The 21,608-nt window shown below is 34.1% G+C and carries 18 protein-coding genes and 5 tRNA genes; 16 read left to right on the top strand and 7 right to left on the bottom strand.

All coding sequences use genetic code 11. The annotated features are described in order from the left end of the window. Positions 1-5: 5 nt before the first annotated feature. Entirely contained in the window at positions 6-1,181 is a 1,176-nt protein-coding gene (locus tag A9G10_RS10920) for a beta-ketoacyl-ACP synthase III (RefSeq protein WP_065559586.1), read from the bottom strand. A 17-nt stretch (positions 1,182-1,198) separates the two neighbouring features. Then, on the bottom strand, positions 1,199-2,119 hold the full coding sequence (locus A9G10_RS10915) for a hypothetical protein (protein ID WP_065559585.1): 921 nt from the start codon (positions 2,117-2,119) through the stop codon (positions 1,199-1,201). Between the two features lie 118 nt (positions 2,120-2,237). Here A9G10_RS10915 and A9G10_RS10910 point away from each other — a divergent pair, with 118 nt between their 5' ends. From A9G10_RS10910 to A9G10_RS10890, 5 genes are read left to right on the top strand one after another with little or no spacing between them, the layout of a single operon-like run. Further along, the gene (locus tag A9G10_RS10910; RefSeq protein WP_065559584.1) at positions 2,238-3,176 is read left to right on the top strand and encodes an ABC transporter ATP-binding protein; all 939 of its coding nucleotides are present in this window, start codon (positions 2,238-2,240) and stop codon (positions 3,174-3,176) included. Next, positions 3,157-4,368: an ABC transporter permease gene (locus A9G10_RS10905; RefSeq protein WP_065559583.1), complete on the top strand. Its 1,212-nt coding sequence runs from the start codon at positions 3,157-3,159 to the stop codon at positions 4,366-4,368. The genes A9G10_RS10910 and A9G10_RS10905 overlap by 20 nt, the downstream gene beginning before the upstream one ends. Positions 4,369-4,403: 35 nt before the next feature. Continuing rightward, positions 4,404-4,670 carry an acyl carrier protein gene (locus A9G10_RS10900; RefSeq protein ID WP_065559582.1) on the top strand — a complete coding sequence of 89 codons (267 nt, stop codon included), beginning with the start codon at positions 4,404-4,406 and terminating at the stop codon, positions 4,668-4,670. 4 nt (positions 4,671-4,674) lie between these two features. Then, positions 4,675-5,826, top strand: a complete 1,152-nt coding sequence (locus tag A9G10_RS10895; protein WP_065559581.1) for a beta-ketoacyl synthase N-terminal-like domain-containing protein — start codon at positions 4,675-4,677, stop codon at positions 5,824-5,826. Beyond that, complete coding sequence (locus tag A9G10_RS10890) at positions 5,826-6,548, top strand: hypothetical protein (RefSeq protein WP_065559580.1); 723 nt, start codon at positions 5,826-5,828, stop codon at positions 6,546-6,548. Before A9G10_RS10895 ends, A9G10_RS10890 begins: the two co-directional genes overlap by 1 nt. Positions 6,549-6,641: 93 nt before the next feature. On the opposite strand, the gene A9G10_RS10885 is transcribed toward A9G10_RS10890, so the two are convergent. Together A9G10_RS10885 and A9G10_RS10880 are read right to left on the bottom strand one after the other, a co-directional pair. Continuing rightward, a complete protein-coding gene (locus tag A9G10_RS10885; RefSeq protein WP_065559579.1) occupies positions 6,642-7,646 on the bottom strand; it encodes a substrate-binding domain-containing protein in 1,005 nt (334 codons plus the stop codon). 427 nt (positions 7,647-8,073) lie between these two features. Next, positions 8,074-10,191, bottom strand: a complete 2,118-nt coding sequence (locus tag A9G10_RS10880) for an alpha-galactosidase (RefSeq protein WP_065559608.1) — start codon at positions 10,189-10,191, stop codon at positions 8,074-8,076. 235 nt (positions 10,192-10,426) lie between these two features. Here A9G10_RS10880 and A9G10_RS10875 point away from each other — a divergent pair, with 235 nt between their 5' ends. From A9G10_RS10875 to A9G10_RS10845, 7 genes are all read left to right on the top strand, one after another. Further along, entirely contained in the window at positions 10,427-11,041 is a 615-nt protein-coding gene (locus A9G10_RS10875) for a TIGR04211 family SH3 domain-containing protein (RefSeq protein WP_065559578.1), read from the top strand. Next, entirely contained in the window at positions 11,042-12,160 is a 1,119-nt protein-coding gene (locus tag A9G10_RS10870; RefSeq protein ID WP_065559577.1) for a hypothetical protein, read from the top strand. A gap of 96 nt (positions 12,161-12,256) precedes the next feature. Further along, positions 12,257-12,333: transfer RNA gene (locus A9G10_RS10865), tRNA-Met, on the top strand. A gap of 37 nt (positions 12,334-12,370) precedes the next feature. Further along, a tRNA-Leu gene (locus A9G10_RS10860) sits at positions 12,371-12,455 on the top strand. A gap of 25 nt (positions 12,456-12,480) precedes the next feature. Then, positions 12,481-12,555 (top strand) — tRNA-Gln (locus A9G10_RS10855). Positions 12,556-12,630: 75 nt separating this feature from the next. After that, positions 12,631-12,716: transfer RNA gene (locus tag A9G10_RS10850), tRNA-Leu, on the top strand. Between the two features lie 26 nt (positions 12,717-12,742). Then, positions 12,743-12,817 (top strand) — tRNA-Gln (locus A9G10_RS10845). 211 nt (positions 12,818-13,028) lie between these two features. Here the strand turns inward: A9G10_RS10845 and A9G10_RS10840 are convergent. From A9G10_RS10840 to A9G10_RS10830, 3 genes are all read right to left on the bottom strand, one after another. Then, on the bottom strand, positions 13,029-14,522 hold the full coding sequence (locus tag A9G10_RS10840) for a hypothetical protein (RefSeq protein WP_065559576.1): 1,494 nt from the start codon (positions 14,520-14,522) through the stop codon (positions 13,029-13,031). A 231-nt stretch (positions 14,523-14,753) separates the two neighbouring features. After that, positions 14,754-15,554, bottom strand: a complete 801-nt coding sequence (locus A9G10_RS10835; RefSeq protein ID WP_065559575.1) for a YdgH/BhsA/McbA-like domain containing protein — start codon at positions 15,552-15,554, stop codon at positions 14,754-14,756. Positions 15,555-15,880: 326 nt separating this feature from the next. After that, positions 15,881-16,492: an NUDIX hydrolase gene (locus A9G10_RS10830; protein ID WP_081299196.1), complete on the bottom strand. Its 612-nt coding sequence runs from the start codon at positions 16,490-16,492 to the stop codon at positions 15,881-15,883. A 111-nt stretch (positions 16,493-16,603) separates the two neighbouring features. Between A9G10_RS10830 and A9G10_RS10825 the strand changes: the two genes are divergently transcribed. The 4 genes from A9G10_RS10825 (at position 16,604) to A9G10_RS10810 (ending at position 21,462) form a co-directional block, all read left to right on the top strand. Beyond that, complete coding sequence (locus A9G10_RS10825) at positions 16,604-19,075, top strand: class I adenylate cyclase (protein WP_143426006.1); 2,472 nt, start codon at positions 16,604-16,606, stop codon at positions 19,073-19,075. A gap of 217 nt (positions 19,076-19,292) precedes the next feature. Beyond that, on the top strand, positions 19,293-19,865 hold the full coding sequence (gene rpoE, locus A9G10_RS10820; RefSeq protein WP_065559573.1) for an RNA polymerase sigma factor RpoE: 573 nt from the start codon (positions 19,293-19,295) through the stop codon (positions 19,863-19,865). Positions 19,866-19,908: 43 nt separating this feature from the next. Next, complete coding sequence (locus A9G10_RS10815) at positions 19,909-20,469, top strand: RseA family anti-sigma factor (RefSeq protein ID WP_065559572.1); 561 nt, start codon at positions 19,909-19,911, stop codon at positions 20,467-20,469. A gap of 6 nt (positions 20,470-20,475) precedes the next feature. Then, positions 20,476-21,462 (top strand): MucB/RseB C-terminal domain-containing protein, encoded by a 987-nt coding sequence (locus A9G10_RS10810; RefSeq protein WP_065559571.1) that lies wholly within the window; start codon positions 20,476-20,478, stop codon positions 21,460-21,462. The last annotated feature ends 146 nt before the right edge of the window (positions 21,463-21,608 follow it).

Raw genomic sequence — 21,608 nt, 5'->3', positions numbered from 1 at the left:
AAATTCTAATTCTCTTGGTTAGCATCAATGACTTCAAGTAACATAAAACAAGATGAGAATCGCCCACTTTCTGGGATATAGCATAATATTTTTTGCCCATGCTTGAGTGAGTGCGTGCGCAAAAATTCCTCAAGTATAATATAGATAGATGCTGAACCTGTATTACCTTTTGACGTAAGATTGGTAAACCATTTTTCATAAGGAATTTCAAAATCAATATTTATCAATCCTTGATAGAGTTTTTCACGAAAATATTGAGACGAGTAATGAGGTAAAAAATAATCGATATCATTTTTTTTCAAATCATGTTTTTTAATTGAGTTAGCAAGCATTTTTTCAACGGTATACTTAACAATATTCTCATTTAGCATTTTTACGTTCTGTTTAACACTCAACAAACTTTGATTTTGTTGATCAAGTTGAGTAAATTGCTTCCAACCTATGAACTGATCATGATCGTAGTCACCGCCTGCATACATGCATGCTGGCATCTCATTTGCGTAGGATAAAATATCAATCCAGTGAATTTTTAATGATAGTTGATGACTATTTGGCTTACTGCTCAATAGCATTGCCCCAGCGCCATCAGATAGCATCCAACGTAAAAAATCCTTTTCAAAGGCCAGTTCTGGTTGTGTCGACAACGCTTGCACTTTTTGTTCAATTTCTGCTTCAAAGTTCTCACTTCTCATTACAGCAGATGCGGTTTCAGATGCACAACTAACGGCGGTACAATGATCACCAACTTTCACAGCATTAAACGTGTGTTTCAGTGCTGACATACCTGCAACACAAACCCCCGAGCTGCTATGAACTTCGCAAGGATGTGTTTCATTAAGTTCGCCATGAACCATGACTCCATGACCAGGCATAATCTGATCGGGATACGAAGTACCACAGGCTAAAAAAGTCATTTCATTTATACTAAATTGATGGTTATCTTTGAACAATAACTTTATGGCTTGTGCCGCTAGATTGGCATTGCTATGTGTTGCCTGACGAGTGTGCGGGTCAATCGCATAATATCGCGTTTTTATCCCATTACTTTTTAAAATAATTGCTCTTGCTCTGGACGGTTTGTGACCAACTTGCCCAAGGACATTTTCCATTGATGAATTATCAACAGGATTATTTGGTAAAAATGCGGCAATTTTATTAATATAAACATTATGTGTTTTCATTGTTTTACTCTTATATTTTATTCGCCTGAAGGCCAACTAAATAAACGTTTTTGCTTACTGATTTTGTTTTTTAACCATGGGGATAGTAATGTTTTGATCAGTGCACTAATAGGCACAACGGTTAATATGATTACTACCAAGAAAATAATATAAAAATAAAGTAAACCTTGACGAAGTGGGCGAGCGATTTTCCCCGCTTTAATGATCAGTTTGCCCCATAAATAGAAGCTGCGATAACCAAATTTTTCACTAAGAATCAAACGTTCATTAACTTTGACAGCCCCCATGTTTTTTAACATTGGTTCGGTGATTTTAGGTTGTGTTAGCAATGCGGTTTTAATTTTTTCACCATATTTAGCACAATCACTAATGTCCTCATCAGATATGCCTGCTTTTGGTAGCCAACGTACAGGCTGTTTTTTACCCGTAAACATCCAAAGCGGTGTAGCAATAAAACTTGCTGGCCCGCCACAGCTATCTATGCGAACGACATTATCAACTAGATTAGCATTTGCTTCTTTTAAGTATCGTTTGACGGTTTCTTGTGCCATTAACCACATGTTGCGACATCCAATTAACGTGACAACAGGGGTATCGGCTAAGAGTTGTTGCGTGTTTTTATCTTGTAAAAATGCAGTGATAGGCTGAGAAGGGGATAAAAACCAAACAGTATAAGCTAGAATGATTAAATCATATTTTTGTTGTTTAAATTGTGGGGCAACAATGGGGGAAGGTATTAAATGAACCGTTTCCGGAAAAATATTAAAAAAGTGGTTAAAAGACCATGGAAAAGAATAGGCTTGTTGAGGTTCAATAGCAAGCGTTTCTAAATTAATATCATCATGATTCGCTAAAGGTGATACAAAATGTTTAGTAAGTTGTGTTAATTGACCCGTTTGTGAATAGTACACTAATAGAACGTTTTTTTTGTTACTCATTGTTATAATTGATTTATTAGATTATATCTTTAATTGTTTACCTAACATGCATTTTGTTATAATAGCATAATATGTTAACATTCTGTTTATAAAAATTAAAATTATTTTAAAGAATTGTATGTTAAAGCTTCAAAATGTATCTCATCGCTATAAAAATGCTAATAATTATGCGGTGTGTGATGTTAATTTAGAAATTGAATCCGGCACATGCTTTGGATTATTAGGGCCTAATGGCGCCGGCAAAACAACATTGATATCATTAATGTCGGGGTTACTATCATTACAATCAGGGCAAATTTATCTTAATAATCAGATCTTATCTCAGTTGTCTCGTCAACAATTGCAACGTATTTCTTTAATTCCTCAAGAATACGCTTTTTATCCTCAATTGACGGTTTTTGAGAATTTACAATTTTTTGCTTCGTTGTATAAAATTAAAGATCCTAATTTTCTAATTTCATTGATGAAAAAAGTCGATATTTTAGACTACAAAAATAAATTGTCAGCGAATTTGTCGGGTGGATTAAAACGTCGATTGAATTTTGCTATAGGGCTAATTAACTCGCCAACGCTAATTTTTATGGATGAAATTACGGTTGGTGTTGATCCTGCATCTCGCCAATTTATATTAGACAGTGTAAAGCAATTAACTAAAGAGGGGGTAACGGTTATTTACACGTCTCATTATCTACACGAAATAGAAAGTTTATGTCAAAAAATTGCCATTATGGAGAGCGGGAAAATTTTGTATTGCCACTCCATTGAACAGATATTGACACAACATGCTCAACAACAATGCATTATCACGTTAGCGCAGAGTGTGCCTTCACATGTGCTTGATCAATTTAATGCTACTTTAATTCGACATACTCCAATGCAAACAGTTGTCATTGATTCATCGCCTGAGCAAATCTCAACAATATTACAAGAATTTCAACAATACCAAATACAAAATATTCAGTATGGTCATGGTTCTTTAGAGTCATTTTATTTGGACTTCTTGAATAAATCTGTATTAAGGCAGGGAGGGCAAAGCAATGCTAGCTGCAATCGTTAAAGAATTTCGTCTGTTAAGTCGTGATTTGCATGGAATAGCTGTTCTTTTTATTATGCCTATGTTGTTTATGTTCATTATGTCTGTGGCATTAAGCCAACGTGATGATTTCAATCAAAATACTAAAATAGCATTAGTTGGTGAATCATCTAATTTATTGAACTCGCAGTTAATAGCGATTTTGGGCAATCAAGAAAATATGAATGTTGATTTTTTTGATATAGCTGATAAGGATCATGCAAAAGCTAAATTAATCGAGGGAAATTATGATTTTTTATTAATCAATCCCAATCAAAATACTGAAAATTTGAGTAATGAATCGCCTTTAGCATTATTAACCTTAGCGGGGATTGATCAACTAAGATTGATGAATTTACAAACAATTATCCAGAAAAGTTATTTACAGCTACGGCTTAAAGATATTTTTTCAACGCCAAACCATGATTCTTCTGTAATGGATGAAAATTCAATCGAATTAAAACGGCAACAACAACTAGATAACTATTTGTCAGGAAAAATAATCACTGAAGAGTTTATCAATGTAGAAGGCACCAACGTGGTTAAACCGAGTTCGGTACAACAAAGTGTTCCTGCTTGGTTAATCTTTGGTATGTTTTTTATCATGATACCTTTATCAAATGTCATGACTTGTGAAAAACAAACGAACACTATCATTCGGTTACGATTAGCAAAATCATCGGCATTTTCATTACTTATCGCAAAATTGTTACCTTATTTTTTGATTAATCAATTACAGTTTATAGGAATGATTTTGTTAGGTATTTATATTTTACCTTTAATCAATATTACAGGATTTGTTTTAGAAGGCGCTTATTGGAACTATGCATTGTTGTCGATAGCAATTAGTTTATCTGCTTTGGGATATGCACTGTTAGTTAGCGTACTTGCAAAATCGGCAGAACATGCCGTGGTATTAGGTGGTGGGGGAAATATTATTATGGCAGCCTTAGGCGGTATTATGGTACCAAGCTATATGATGCCAGAAACCATGCAAATAATTTGTTTAATTTCGCCGATGTCTTGGGCTTTGAAAGGCTTTCATAATCTTTTGCTTGATCAGTATGATTTTGTACAAATATTACCACAATGGTTGTCGTTAATAGGTTTTGCGCTAATTTTTCTATTGCTAGCTGGAATTATTTATTATCGACAGTTAAATAATAAACATTTATAAACTTTTAGTTAAATAATAAAAACAAGAGGTTAAATTTGGATAATTTAATTTTTAAATTAAAACAGTTAATTATTACCGAATCTGAAAAAGAAGATATATTAACTCCCGAGGAGCTAACAGATAATGAGCCGTTGTTTGGACCTTCCAGTCGATTAAATTTAGATTCTTTAGATGCATTACAAATTTCTGTAGCGTTAAAAGAGCAATTTGGCGTTCGTTTACAAGGTGATCGAGAAGTGAGAAAACATATGGTCACGGTTTCGAAACTCAATAAATACGTACTTGAGCAAATAAAAAAATAATATTATGGTAAATGTTTACATTAATGGTTTTTCTGCGGTGTGCGCACAAGGTGATAATTGCCATGAGATTATTAACAATATTCTTTTTCATCCAAGAAAACCTAAATTGATTCCTTTAAATACAGCAAGTGAATCACTATCTGTTAATTATTTTCCAGCCTTTGATAAAAAACGGCTAAGTTTAACTGAGATTGTTGATCGTATAGTATTTCAAATTCTGCAAACTTTACAGGCGTGTCAGTGGCAAGAATCAGAATTGGAACAAATCCCGATTTTTTTAGCATCCACTTCTTTTGCCATGTCCTCACATGAAATTACTTTCTTCAACAAAGATTTATCAGAATTAGACGAAGCATGTTATCACCAACCCTTTTCTTTAAATGAAATTGCAGAACAACTTAAATTAAAATGGAAAAATGTTAATGTGATCAATGTTGCGACGTCTTGTACTTCAAGTTCTAATGCATTACTTTATGCAAAAAATTATATTTTTCAAGGCATAATTGAACGGGCAATCATTGTGGGATTTGAATCATTTAATTCTATCACTTTAGAAGGATTTAATGCTTTAGGATTACTAACAAATAATTATCAACCACCATTTTTAAATCTTAGCCAAGGACTTATTTTAGGGGAGGGGATTGGTTGTATAGCATTAAGCAATCAATCACGATTAGCAAACAACAATCAATTTATCTTAAAAGGCGGTAAAACGATATGTGATACCTCTAATATTACCACAACAGATCCTAAAAATGTTAGCGCACTCATTAAAGACACGTTAACGCAATTCGATGTGACTGAAACCGATATTGTTGCCATTAAAACTCATGCGACAGGTAGTCCAATGAATGATAAAGTTGAACTTGATAGCTTAACAAATGCTTTTAATGAGCGAAAACCGTTAATATTTTTTAAACCTTATCTTGGTCATACATTAGGGGCATCCGGTGTACTTGAGATGATAATATTATTGTTGATATTTGAATCAAAACAGACGCCTAGTTATCCAAATTATCACATGGCGCAATCTGAACCTATTTATACAAATGATTTTACAGACATTTCAAAACCTTATCCTCAAGGTTATTATTTATTAAATTGTATTGGATTTGGCGGTAATAACGCTGTGTTGTTGTTGGAGATAACTGAATAATGCAACGTGTTTTTTTACTCAGTACATCCCAGTTTATCGTAGAGAGTCATAGTGAAGAAAGTAAATTAAAAAATTTGCTTAAACAGCAATTTAATATTAATAGTCGACGTACAAGTCGTTTAGCGTTGTTATCATTGTTAGGTGCGCTTTCCATAGAAAAAATTAATGCTAATTGTGGCGTGTATGTGACCTCGATTTTTAGTTCACCCAGTAATATGTATGAACTGGAAATAGATATTTTTCAACGTAAAACACCACGACCATTTAATTTTATTAATAGCATAAATAACGCGATTTCTTTTTATGTTGCTGATGCATTAAAAGTGAATGGACCTAATCTTTTTATTTCGACAGATATTTGTAATTGGTCACAGATTCTACTCCCAGCAATATCGGATTTACAACAAGGTGTGGTTGAGCAGGCATTGGTGGGATGGTGTTATGAATCACGTCGTTATGATGAATATTCTAAAGAAGGCAGTTTTTGGTTATTGTTGACTCGGCATCCTGATACTTCAGCTTTAGCCAGTTTAACCATTGCCAACAAACCTTGTCAGGGTGATGTCAGCAATCAACCAATAATAACCCATGCGAATTATTACTATGATTCGGTTTTAAAAACGTTTGATTTAAATAGCCAACCGCAAAGTGATGTAATTTCGGTTGATCTGATATTAAATAAATTATTAGTAATAAAAAAATTGCCTTTACATAAGCATTGATTGTTCAATACGATTATTTAATCGTGGCTTAACAATTTTCTTTATTGTTAAGCCGCTAATATTGAAACGCTTTATTAAATGTTTATTTCTACCTTAGCCTATGGAATTGACAGAATAACGTTTAGTTAATGTTGGGGTAAAAATATTAATTAAGTTATTTGAGAGAGCCTCTCCTTTAGCAAGGGATAAGGCAAGCTCAGCTGCTTGTTCTGCCATTGCTTGTAGAGGATACCGAACTGTTGTCAGTTTAGGATGTAAATAATTAGCCATTAATAAATCATCAAATCCAATAACAGAGATATCAGCTGGGATTTTTAAATCATTGTCATACAGGACTGACATGGCACCCGCAGCCATAGAATCATTATAACAGGCTATAGCGGTGATGTTTCGATTCCGTTCTAATAAGGATTTCATTGCTTCTTCTCCACCTATTTCATCAGGCGAAGAGTAGGTGATTAGATTCTGTTCTATCTCGATATTAAATTCACTCAACGCATCTTTATAACCATTTAGTCGATCTGAAGCGTCCGAAATTTCATGATTCGAACATAAATAACCTATTTTCGTATGTCCATTTTGAATTAAATGTTTAACCGCAATATACGAGCCATAACGATCATCAAGTGCAATACAACGTGATTCAAATCCTTTCACTATGCGATTGATGATAACCATGCCAGGCACTTGTTGCATCAATTTTATGAGTGTTTCATCGGAAAGTATTTTGGCATGAACAACTAATGATTCACAGCGGTGCTCAATAAGCTGAGTAATGGCGTTGTATTCTTGTTTTTCATTATGGTATCCATTGCCAATTAGCAAAAAATGACCAGTTCGATAAGCTACTTTTTCAACAGTGCTAACCATCGCCCCAAAAAAAGGGTCGGACACATCGGCGACCACAATGCCAATTGTATTAGAGTGTTGTTGAGATAATGCGCGAGCGTTAGCATCTGGATAATAGTTTAATGTCTCCATGGCTTTTTTTACGACTTCACGTGTATTTTTACTTACATTATTTGCATTATTGATAACTCGGGATACCGTTGCAACTGAAACTTCAGCTAAATATGCAACATCTTTTATTGTCGCCATAAAAAAACCTTTTTATTAAATTACTATCGCTAAAATAATTACTCAAACTAAATTTGTTTCATATAACTTTTATAATTTAAGATTGCCAATATAGAGCTATGTAGACTACCAACGAAATAAAAATGAAAAGGATTTGTAAAGCGGGAAGTAACCTGTACTAAAATATCTTTTACTTTACTTACATCTTAAAACATCTTTTAGTTGATCCAGTTTGTTTCTCTTAATAATTGACTATAACTATTTATTATTCCTAACTAATTATAATAAAGGAAAAAAAACTATTTGCCAATAATTCGATTAAATTCTGAATCATATAAACTTAATTTAAGACTAAGGGAAAATTGCATTATGCCTTTTCCCCCTTGTTATTTATAAAAAAATATTAATTTTTTGTAAATTTATTGTGTGCTTTGTAAGTCAAAAGTTTTTATTGAGCTACCACTCTAATTAACATTGCTGTTGCAGGATCTAAAACGGGTAAAGGCAGCCCAATTTGCATTAACCTGTCGCCTGATAATATCGTTTTATTGACCATCCAATATGGTAGAGCTTTCATCACATGTCCATTTATTTTCGGATCAATATTATCAGGTAGATCAAGTATTTCAATCAAATATTGTTTTTCGGGCAATAGACCTGTCAAGCGTAAGTTACCACTTAAAGCATAAGTTGGTAAGGTTAATTGAGCAATAATAAACGCAGCATCTTTTTTATCTTGGCTAACGACTCCATAACTTTGCATTGCATTGCTATCATCAACATCTAATCGATAATTATTACCACTATGCAATAAATTTCGTAATTGTTTATGCAGTCCAATATAATGTGCAAATGCTTGCTGTTCAACTTCTGATTCTTTTACGGGGTCAAGTTCAACGCCCATATGGCCAAATAAAGCAGTTAATCCCCGAAGATTCATGTTCAGTTCACGATAAGTTGTGTGGCATAAAGCGCCACCAATATGTGCGCCCATGACTTCTGGCGGGAAGAAATAACTCATTCCTCGTTGAATGATTTGCCTGTCTAATGCATCGTTAGAATCAGAAGTCCAGAATCGTTGTGTTCGTTTCAATATTTCATAATCTATCCGTCCACCCCCTGATGAACATGATTCGATTTCTACATTAGGAAATTTTTCTCGTAAAATATCGAGTAAACGATACAAGGCTTTTGTTTGTCCGACGATAGCCGGATTGCCATTGTGACCCGCTTGAACAATTTCTCGATTCATATCCCATTTGATATAATCAATATCATAACTACCCAGTAACCATGTTAATCTTTCAAGTAAATAATCAAAAACAGCAGGATTTTGCAAATCTAATAAATATTGATGACGTCCTTCAGGTTGTTGATAACCCGATAACTCAAGTAGCCAATCAGGGTGAGCACGATATAAATCCGAATTTTTGTTGATCATTTCAGGCTCAACCCAAATACCAAATTCCATGCCCAAATTTTTCACGTGCTCGATAACCGGTTCAAGTCCTTTGGGGTATTTTCGTTCATCAAGATACCAGTCTCCTAAACCTTGGTAATCGTCATCACGCTTGCCAAACCAACCGTCGTCGATAATAAAGCGCTCAACGCCCATTTGTGCCGCTTTACTTGCCATTTTCATAATATAATCTGGATTATGGTCAAAAAAGATGCCTTCCCAAGTATTGAGATGGACAGGACGTGCTTTGTTTTGTGGAAAGGTGATAATATTGTTACGCAGAAATTCATGAAAGTGGTGACTCATTTTATTTAAACCTTCATCACTGTAAGTGGCATATAACCAGGGTGTTGTAAGAGTTTCACCTTGGGCGAGTGATATTTCACCCGCGCAATATAATGCTTCGGCTTGAATAAAGCGTTTACCATTACTTTTAACCGCAACTTGAATACGATGATTACCACTCCAACCTAAATGAATTCCCCACACTTCGCCTGTTTGTTCTTTAAACCCTGTTGTACCAACAATCATACCAGGAAAATATTCATGTGAAGTTCTTCCTCGGCGATTTTCTTGTAAATAGCTACAATGTTCAATTTTTATTCTGTGAGGAAAAAATTCTTTAATCCAGCGTCCACTGAAAGCCATTAATTCTTGTGCACGTTCAGGAATAGGAATCGTTATTGATAATCGATTGACTGAATAAGGTTCCTCACTTAAGTTGGTCAGGCTATTTTGACATTGTAATACACCACAATCATCCAAAATAAACTGACTGGTTAAACGTAATTTTGCAATACTGTCTTCACTGATAATTGTTATTTGATTGTCTGATTTTTTTACATCTTTAGTAACAAATACGGGAGACCAATCTTTTCCATTCCTGTGTCCTTCTAATCCTGGGGTACTAAAATTACCTAATCCTTCTTCTGGACAGAGAGTAAAAGGGACGTGAACATCAATGCGTGAATTTGGCACTGCCGGAATAAATAAATCATAATTTTCAATGTGATTATCATGTAATCGTTTACCAAAATAACATAATTCTGCATAAGGTTTTGTTCGAAAAAGAATATCTAAATTTTTATTGCTAAGACGGCAGTTCATAATATCTCCCATTGTTAATTGCTTTTCTGAATATAAATTAGCGATTATTCTCTTTTATTAAAATAATAAATTTTTTAATCTGTGATTAAGATCGCATAAAAAATGTAATCGATTTCAATTGATGATTCAGATTAAGTATTGGATAATTAAGAAACATAAAATGTAAAATGATTGTGCGAAATATCCGATTTTTATGTTATTATGTAATTATTTATGGATGATTAGTTGAAATTTTATGAAGAAACAAAATATTTTTACCTTAATTTCTCTTATTGCAGTTGCTTTTAATGCGAATGCTGTTGATAAATATGTTATTGATGAGGTCGATGTTTACTTACGTCGTGGTCCTAGTCAACAACATGCCTTCACAAATACGATCAAAAGTGGTTCGAAAGTCAATGCGCTTGAAAGAAGTGCGGATGGTAAATACACTAAGCTACTGCTGAAAAGTGGCAATGTGGCATGGATCGAAACCAATAAATTAAGCGATACACCAAGCCTTAAAGAGCGTATTCCTTATTTGGAAGCTAAAATAGCCGAATACAAAGATAAAGTTGATAATGCAGATAAATATCAACAGAAATTAGTAACCGACTATGTGCAACAATTACGAACCTCAGAAGAATTAGTTCAGAACTTAAAAAATAAAAATATCGAATTGGAAAAACAAGTAAAAGAACAAGCAGCAATGTTAGACTCAATGTTAAATCAAGTAGATGATAAGCGACGTGACTTAATTGTGACTTGGTTTACTTATGGTGGTCTTGTTGCAGGTGGTGGACTTATCTTAGGTCTTATTTTACCTATTATTATGCCTCGCCGAAGTAAAAAAGACCGTTGGATGCGTTAGATGAGTGAAGTCTATCTTGTTGGTGGAGCAGTTCGGGATAGATTATTAGGTCTGCCTGTTTTCGATCGAGATTGGGTTGTCGTTGGTGCAACCTCTGAAGAACTTATTTCGTCAGGTTTTGAACAAGTCGGTCGAGACTTTCCGGTATTTTTACATCCAAAAACGAAAGAAGAATATGCTTTAGCACGTACCGAACGTAAATCAGGAAAAGGGTATTGCGGATTTATTTGTGATTTCAGTAAAGAAATTACCTTAGAACAAGATTTAATTCGTCGGGATCTCACCATCAATGCTATTGCTATGGATGAACAGGGTAATATTGTCGATCCTTACCATGGTGTAGATGATATTAATCAAAGATTGTTACGACATGTTTCGAGTGCTTTTCGTGAAGATCCCTTACGTGTTTTACGCGTAGCCCGTTTTGCTGCTCGGTATCATCATTTAGGATTTACAATCGCTCAAGAAACAATGGATCTTATGAAAGAGATGACATCCATTGGCGAAATAAGTTATCTCACTCCAGAAAGAGTGTGGAAAGAAACGGAAAAAGCATTAGCCAGCGAAAACCCACAAATTTATTTCCAAGTCCTTGAGCAATGCGGAGCACTTCAAATTTTATTTCCTGAATTAGTGTTAACGACCAATTTAATCTATGCTTTAACAAAATCGGTAAATCTTACTCATGAGTTAACTGTGCGTTTTGGCGTTTTATGTGGTGATTTAACCAGTAAAGATTCCGTTGAACGTTTATGTAAACAGATAAAAGCACCATCTTCATTTGCTAAAATTGCCAAAATAGTTCAACAATACAGAAAGGTTGTTAGTCATATAACGGTGCAAACCGCTTCACAAATTTTAGAATTATTAAATGGTATTGATGTTTGGCGTCAACCTCATCATTTAAAGCAATTGATTATTGCCAGTGAAGCTTTCAATGAAAGCGCAACTTATCCGCAAGCTCAGTATCTTGAACATGCTTATAATTTAGCCTATAGTGTGAATGTGCAAGAAATTATTGCTCAAGGATTTACTGGACAATCCATTAATCTTGAGTTGCAAAAAAGGCGAATTGAAGTGATATTAAACTGGATTCGCTTGCAACTTAATCAATCATAACTTTTTTTTAAAATATCTAAAAAAAAGGGTTGACGATTTGCCTCAACACAAGCATAATGCGCCTCGCAGTGTTGGTTATGACGTTGCGAATGAAATGGCTACGTAGCTCAGCTGGTTAGAGCACATCACTCATAATGATGGGGTCACAGGTTCGAATCCCGTCGTAGCCACCATTAAGATTAAGTTATACTTTGACTGGAAGTATATCATGCGGGTGTGGCGAAATTGGTAGACGCACCAGATTTAGGTTCTGGCGCCGCGAGGCGTGGGGGTTCAAGTCCCTTCACCCGCACCATTTTAATCTTAATGTTATCCTTTATTGGGGTATAGCCAAGCGGTAAGGCAGCGGGTTTTGATCCCGCCACGCCCAGGTTCGAATCCTGGTACCCCAGCCATTCCAATCTGCGTAGTTTGATATCTATTAGTTAATCTGTTTTATCTCTGTTTGTTACTTTCTTGAGTATTCCAATACGGGTATGGCGGAATTGGTAGACGCGCTAGATTCAGGTTCTAGTTCCGAAAAGGTGTGCGAGTTCAAATCTCACTACCCGTACCACTAGATATCTTTTTCCTGAATAATATTGGGGTATAGCCAAGCGGTAAGGCAGCGGGTTTTGATCCCGCCACGCCCAGGTTCGAATCCTGGTACCCCAGCCATTTATTCTTTTTTTCTTATCACAAATAATAAACTGCTTCTATTTTCCAGCAAGATCTTAATTTAACGTTCAATAAATTTTGTTCAAATTGACATTGTTTCAGTAAGCTTCAATATTTTATATTTAAAAAAATTAATTTATCACTTTTATTTTTTTTAATCATCAGTTCAAAAAGTGTATGATTACAGCAAAACCGTCGAACAGACGTATTATCATTTAAGCACACAAACAAAATTGATCGGTTCATCTTTCGCTAACCATTCAATTGCACCAATAGATGGCCCCACCGCATATTGATGATTTGTATCTCTTTCTTCCGATGTCCAATATAAAATATTTTTAGGAAAGTTATTACCCGGATAAGCATGGTAATACTGATTTTGTTCATTGGTGATATCGCCCCATTCAGCAAAAAGACTCTTTCCAACTTTTCGATAATAATGGTTACTATTGATTGCCAAACAATTGTTAGAGTTATTATCTGATTTACAAGCTCCAGAAGTGATGATTGTTTGATCACTATTGGTAAAGTCTTCAATTGTTGGTACAACATAATTGCCTTGGCAAGCTTGTGCACTTTGGTCATAACTGGTTGCATTTAAATCGGACGTAGCAAACCATTTATTAATTGTAAAAGTGTATATTTCGTTTCCATTGGACTTGATTGAAAAAGTAGGTTTGTCGGTCGCTTTTCCGGTTAAATGAAATTGCAAAGAAGTATTAACTAAGTAATCATCAATATCATTGTTTTTAAGAAGATTAGTTGTCAGATTTACACCATTTGAATTTGTCGATGTCGAAATGGTGGATAAATCAAACGGTACACCTGCAAAAGACAGGGTGAATTGAGCATGGTCAAACCCTGTGGTTGGAAAACCTTTTGAACGTACCTTGTTAACCAGACCAGAGTCATACGTATATTCATTATTTTCACCCCAAGTTAGTTTAGCCCATTCTCCTGTATAATCCCGACCTTCGAAAACAAATGAGTAAGCAATAGAAGGTTTGGCAGCGCATACGGTGGGTCTAATTGCATTATAAATAAAAAAGTCCCTTTTAGGCGATGCATAAACCCTAAAGTTTGGTTCACCAAATTCGGTCACTAAAACAACAGGGCCTGATATTCGAATATAGGGATTCCAACCTAATCGAGCCAATTCACAAAATGTTCTATTTCTATCTGATTCAAGCAACAAAAAAGATTGATTGATAGAGCGATAAAACCAATCGATATTTAATCCTGCATCCGGAGGATTTATTTTAATTGGAATATCACCTTCATCATCACCAACATTATTTCTATCATCGGCAATTAACATAGGGTTAAATGGGAGAATAGTGCCTTGTAACCCATAACTGGATTTTAACAGCGCTAACAATTGATTGGGTGTGGTTGTGTTAGGATCGACAGCGGAAAATCCAGATTGTTTTATCGCCATGTTGAGATCATTCATTCCCGAATATGTTGCACCTTTAAATTTAACACCAAAATAAATAAAATTTCCTTTATCGTAATCGCGAGCACCTTCAAACCCTACTTTGTCAGCTTGAGTAAAATAAGGCGCAGTGCCTTGAATAACTTGCGCTGTTTTAGCACTAAGTGCATCAGTTGTTGAACTAACAAAAATCATGACAAAAGAGCTGTGTTTTAATATTTTTTTCGTAACATTGATATATCGTTTAATCCTAACATTTTTTAATAACATACGCTTCCCAACCGTTTTAATGCAGTGATTGAAAATAAAAAAATCAGGTGTTTCTTAAAATTATGTTTTGTAATGAATTTAGATATATTTTTTAACAAATAAATTATTAAATAGATAAAGGTTGGCTCTTTAAACAGCATTATTTACTCTTTGAGTATAGTAAGATTTTACGTTTTCCACGGGTTAAAGTCATTGAGTTCTCTAACACGTGGAAAATGTAATTAAGCTATTTTATTTATATAAATTAACATAAACTGTTTGTGCCGTATTGGCTGGGTTAGTTGATACCTCTTTCACGTAATAAAATTGAGCGCCATTTGCAATTGCGTGTTTCTGTGCAGCAGCACTTATTTCAGTGGTGTTGTTAAATACACCATGGAAAACAATTGTGGTATAAGGTTTCATAGTTTTAAATGCATCACTACTGATTTCATAAGCATCTTCACCTTCAATTGCTTTGGTAACGATATAATCTCTTACCGGTGCATCTTTTTTATATAAAGCAACTTCAACATCTTGAGATTGGTTTTTTAGATTAGAAGGCTCGATAGAGCTAATATAAAATGCATAAGCATCTTTATCTGCTGCGATTTTGCTTGCTTCAGTGGTGATTTCAGACGTGTTGTTAAAACTTCCTTTAAATTTGACAACTTCAAATGGCAAATAATAAAGTGCTTTGTTACGTTCATAAGCAACAATACCATTATACGTTGTTTCTTCTTTATTTAATGCAATCGGTGCATTAGATTGATAAATATCAGCATAGACAATAGCAGAATCAGCTGAGTTTGATGTTTCTGCCGCTTCAAGTGCTTTAATATGATAATACTTGGCTCCAGCTTCATCGGCTGCTTTTGAAATATCATCTTCCGCATTTTGCGCCTGCAAATAATTACCTGTTACCGAAATCTCTTTCATTGGAATTAAATTACTACTTTCTTCATCGGTTAAAGGTAAGGCAGCGTAAACACTAACGAACGGTAACGATAATAATACAGCTAATGCGATAGATGATTTATTGAAACGTTTCATGATAATACCCTTATTTTTTAGATGATTGAAATTAATAATCAATGTTTAACAATTATTCATTGGGTAGAGATGAAATCTTTAAAAGAGAGTGTAGAATTATTAAGTAGCTCTCAGATGTTGTCTTTTTTTAACTTTTAAAAGTGTTCAGACGTAAAGTTGTTAATGAGAGATAATTAAACAACACTATCTATTTAAAATATTTACTGAGTGATTCTCAAGGATTTTTTGTTACATGGACATATTGTTTAGCATTAATTGCTAAAATTACTACAAAAAAACTTTAATAAAAAGGAATAATTAAAATGGGTTCGAACTCTCCATTTTAACTAACGACTAATTGTGTTGATAAAATTAGATAAAATTTGGGCAGTTAATCCCCAAATAATACGATTATTATAAGAATAATACAAGATATTATGCTCCGATCTTTTTTGCCAGTCAGAGCGGATATTTGGTAATAAATGAAAAGGAAAGTTATCTGAAGGTTTATGCCCAATTTGCATTACAGCTTGTTGCGGAGGATTTTCAATAAACCAATCAATCGGTACTGTAAATATTTGTTCGACTTCATCCCGATTAAGCCGTAAGTTATCAAGGGAATCAATTTTTGCAACAAACGGATAAATGACTAGCCCTAATGTGGCAATGAATTTAGGCATTTTCCCTAAAATAGTCATTTGATTCATTGGGATACCTAATTCTTCAAAGGTTTCTCTTTTTGCGGTATATTCTGGATCTAAGTCAGTTAATTCTACCCGACCGCCAGGAAAACAGATATCACCTGGTTGCCATTTGAGTTTGTTCGATCTGACCTGAAATAATAATTGAGGTTGTTTGCCATCGTTAATAATGGGTAATAGTACCGCAGCTTTGTTATCAATCGAACTCACGCTACTATTTGTTTTAAATTGATTCGTAATTTTTTCTATTGTTATCATAATAGTTCACTTAACAAATTTTTATATTTTTTATTCTATTTACCTTCTACTCATAAAATGTTAGATTGAGGCAGTCCGTTAGTAGTACACGTGTTTCATCCAGATAAAGTTATGCTATATTATATTAATAACATAAAAAAAGAACTTAAAGATCTTGTCCATCTAAAACATGAACGTGCTTTGACTGGGATGTCAACTGAGTTTCAACGTGTATTTTCTTTGCTACCCGCCATTTTTCATTTTCATCACCCTAAATTGCCAGGCTATCTTGCTGAAGATACTCCATCAGGAATCGCTTGTTATCAGACAACCGATGAGATTTGTTCGCAACTCAAAAACTGTTTTGAATTTGAGGCTATTTCAAATGTGAACAATCCCGAAATATCGGCACTTTACTCCATGGGGAGTACGTGTTCCATTGGACAATCAGTCGAATCCGATTTAGATATTTGGCTTTGTATTGAAAATAATTTATCCGAAAAAAGAAAGCAAGCCTTAATTGAAAAATGTCGTTTAGTCGAAAATTGGGCTAAAGAACAAAATGTAAAATTAACCTTATTTGTCGTTGATGTCGATCGCTTCATCAATAAACATCATGAATGTTTAATGGGGGAAAATTGCGGTTCTGCGCAACATATTTTATTACTTGAGGAATTTTATCGAACAGCCACACTATTAGCAGGTAAATATCTGTTATGGTTTGTTGTACCCTATAATTTTACCGTGAATAACGTTAGTTATTCGACTTATGAACAGTGTGTGAATGCTTTGATTGATTCAAAGCTGATTAAGCGGGAAGAGTGGATCGATTTTGGACCTTTAACAGGTCTTTCTGCTGAAGAGTATTTTGGTGCCAGTTTATGGCAACTCTACAAAAGTATTGATTCTCCTTTTAAAGCGGTGCTCAAAACGTTGCTACTAGAAGCTTATTCTTGGATATATCCTCAAAATAGACCCATAGCTTATGAAATGCGAGAATGTATCCAAAAATCGTCATCTCAAAAGGGAATAAATTTAGATTCTTACTATATGCTTTTAGATAGGATCACTCAATATTTAATCGAGATTAAAGATTTTGAGAGGCTGGATCTAATTAGAATCTGTTTTTATCTAAAAGTAAACGAAAAACTTTCTCAAACAAAAAAAGCTGTTTCATGGCGTCGGGACGTTTTAAATGATCTGGTAAAAGAGTGGGGCTGGACGTCACAGCGTTTAGCTAAATTGGATGCGAGTCATACCTGGAAGATAGAGCAAGTTCGAGAAATGCATGAAATATTACTGCAAACCATGATGACAGGATACCGGAATTTACTTAATTTTGGGCGCCGTAATAATTTGGATTCTCTCATTAGTCCACAAGATATGGCAATTTTAACTCGCAAACTTTATGCTTCTTTTGAAGTATTACCAGGAAAAATAACGACGTTAAAGTTAAATATTGCCAATAATTTGCAAGAACAAGCATTAACCTTCATTCACGTGAAAGAAGATAGAATTAATCGTGCCGGTTGGTATGTGTATAATCAAAAACCGGTATTAAACTCAATTTCAGGTCATCAATATTTAGAATATAGCAAATATTTGGTTAAGCTAGTCGGTTGGTGTTATTTTAATGGCTTAATCTCGGATAAAACTCAATTTTACTGTCATGACGGTGAAGAAAGAGATAACTCGAAAATCAATAAATTAATTGAAAACTTAAAAGAATATTTCCCTATAGAAATTCCAAAGGCGACGGAAGAACAGTTATATGGGCCGTGTGAAATTCGCCATTTAGCAATCATATTAAATCTTGAAGATGATCCAAGTACCAATCTGGATTTTGAATTTGAGTTTAGCAACAATGTTTTAAATTACGGAAAAAAAGAGTTAAGTTTAGTGGGATCGGTTGACCTGCTTTATCGAAATTCATGGAATGAAATACGTGTATTACATTTTAGCGGTGCATTATGTGTACTGGAAGCAATTAAAACGTTATTAAATCGCATGCACAAAGATGCGGATTTACCCAATCCTATGGAAATTTTTTGCTACAGTAAATATTTGGGTAATGAAATTAAGCAGCAAATGAAAACATTAATGGATGAGTGTATAGAATTACGATTAACCACGACACAAAATAATTCGACACAAGTTAAACCATTACGGATAGGTGGTTCTTCATGGTATCTCTTTTTTGAAAGATTAGGGGTCTCTTATCATCAATTTGATAATGCAATCGATTTTTATGGAGCAGTATCGAACAATAAAGTGCAAGGTCGTCCTTTAAATATTTTGGATCAAACAAATGAATTACCAAAAGAAATTGACAGTGTTGCCTATGAGGGAATCATTCAATTCTTTTTTGAAGATACCGATTCAGGATTCGATCTTTACATTTTGAATGAAAATAACCAAATAGAAATTTACCGTAATTGCAACGGCACAAAGGAGAGTATGGTTAAAGATATAAATGATTTTTATGTGCTATCCGATGATCGTTTTACCTTTAAAACGAGTAGTTCAGTCAATTTTAATCTACCTCAATTCTACCAAATCACCTATAATGATGCTGGTAAGCGTGAGATCTTTTTATTAAATTAGCATTATTGAAAATGTCATATACACAATAGTGATATGAAAAATAGCAAATTAAATCAATAAGTTTTGTTTTTTAAAAACTTTAATCTAATTATTAATAGATCCAAAATTAAAATTTCTATTAAAATAATGGAACTTTTTTTTAATTTAAGAATCTAACTGTGTGAGTGCAGCGTTTTGGCCGAGCAACAGTTATTAACATAATGAGGAATGGCCTTTAATGGGGGAGCAAGTAACAGACCAAGTTTTAGTTGACCGTGTATTAAACGGAGATAAAAATGCGTTCAATTTACTTGTGGTTCGTTATCAAAATAAATTGTCTCACTTGGTTTCTCGTTATGTACTTTCTTCTGAAGTGCCAGATGTTGTACAAGAAACCTTTATTAAAGCTTATCGTTCGTTAAGCTTATTTAAAGGGGAAAGTGTTTTTTACACATGGTTATACCGCATAGCGGTTAACACAGCAAAGAATTATTTAACGTCTCAAGGTCGAAGACCACCTTCATCGGATATTGATGCAAGCGAGGCGGAAAGTTATGAAGGAGCTGATTCGCTCAGGGATCTTGATAACCCCGAAAATTTAGCGCTTTCTGATGAAGTTAAAAAAGCCGTATTTGAAGCAATTGATGCGCTTCCTGATGATTTAAGAATAGCAATTACATTACGTGAAATTGATGGTTTAAGTTATGAGGAGATTGCAGAAATTATGGATACGCCGGTTGGAACAGTGAGATCACGCATTTTTAGAGCAAGAGATGCGATTGATGAAAAAATAAAACCATTAATTGGTTGAATACAAAATGATAATGAGTAGTCATAAATTTAAGGTATCTACTATGCGAATTGAACAGAAAGAGCAACTTTCATTGCTTATGGATGGCGAGTTTACAAGTGATTATTTCATTGATGAAATATCAAATGATGAAAGCCTTCAATCATGTTGGCATCGCTATCATATTGCTAGAGAAGCAATGCGTGGTGATTTGCATAGTAGCGCATTAACTTTGGATATTTCTAAACAAGTTGCAAAAGCCATTGCTAAAGAAGATATCTATAACAAATTAACCGATCAACCTAATCAGGATGAAATATCGCTACCAAATAAACAAAATCTTATTTGGATTCGTCTCAAAGACGTCATGGCAAAAGTCAGTCAAGTTGGTCTTGCTGCTTGCGTTACTTTAGCGATTATTGCGGGTGTACAATATCAACAACGTCAATCTGATAGTGATAGTAATATCCCAACTTTAAATACCATCCCTGTAGGTGTCAATGTTGCGCCTGTTGGAGGACTACAGCAACAAAATGATCAGCAACTTCTAGAAAAAAGACAATATGATAAAATCAGATTACTTGTACAAGATTATGAACTGCAAAAAAGGTTAAATGCTCAGTAATCCGAAATGAAATTAAAATTTTATTCAAATTTCCTAACAATGATAAAACAGAGTAGCTATTTATTTGCTAGTCTGTTTTTTCTGTTAATGTCCCTATCAATTCAAGCTAATGAAAATAATGATCCTGTCGCTTTGCTTAATAAAATGAGCAAGGCTGTGCAAACTCAAGATTATCAAATTCACTTCTTATCACAAGATAAAAATCAATACGTTACTACCTATGAATATACGCATTTAGGTGCGGAAAATAAAAAAGATGTTAAAGCGTTGTTACTTTATCTTGAAGGTGCTGCGAGAGAAATTATTTTGCATGAAAACGTCATTAGCTACTTTCAACCGGATAGCGAGTCTTTTTCGATAAGCAGTTCACGAATTGTTGAGGCTTTCCCTGATATCATATATAACGATTTTAATGAACTTACCAATATATATGATTTTACTTTATTAGGTAAAACACGGACAGCAAATCGTAGTGTACAATTGGTTAAAATGGTCGCAAAAGATAAAGATCGTTATAGCTATGTTATTTGGGTTGATGATGAAATTAACCTACCGATTCGTATAGATCTATTAGATCAACATAGCGAAATTATTAGCCAAGTTAAAGTGGTCGATCTCGACGTAAATTTTGATAAAAAAGCAGTAAAGGAATACATCGAAACTCGAAGCTACCCTATCTTATTATCTATTGAAAAACAAGAAAACGTACTTGATTCATGGCGATTAGCATGGCTACCTAAAGGATTTAAAGAAGTGGCAGCATATAATGTCAATTTTTATAATTCAGATATAGCCACAAAGCTTTTTTCAGATGGCGTATTTTCATTTACGGTCAATGTTTCTTCCGAAGAAGCAAATCAGGCTAATCAGTTTATCCAACAAGGTGGACGAACTATTTTTTCAACCAATATTGCTAAAAAGAATATTATCATTATTGGTAATCTACCGCGAACAACTATAGAACGTATTGCACAAAATATTATTGAGAAATAGTGGTTAACTTCTCGATAACGCTATGCTTAGCAGTGATAAATGTGTAAAATGCTACTCTTTCTAGCTTTATAATTATTATGAGATACTGTTTATCACTATTCGGTATTTAAATAGTTAATTGTTTACAACTAAAATACAAAATATAA

The organism is Gilliamella sp. wkB308, assembly GCF_001690185.1.
In the GTDB taxonomy this organism is placed as follows: Bacteria; Pseudomonadota; Gammaproteobacteria; order Enterobacterales; family Orbaceae; genus Gilliamella; species Gilliamella apicola_I.
Note: the sequence above shows the minus strand (reverse complement) of the source record. Positions and strands in the feature narration are given on the sequence as shown.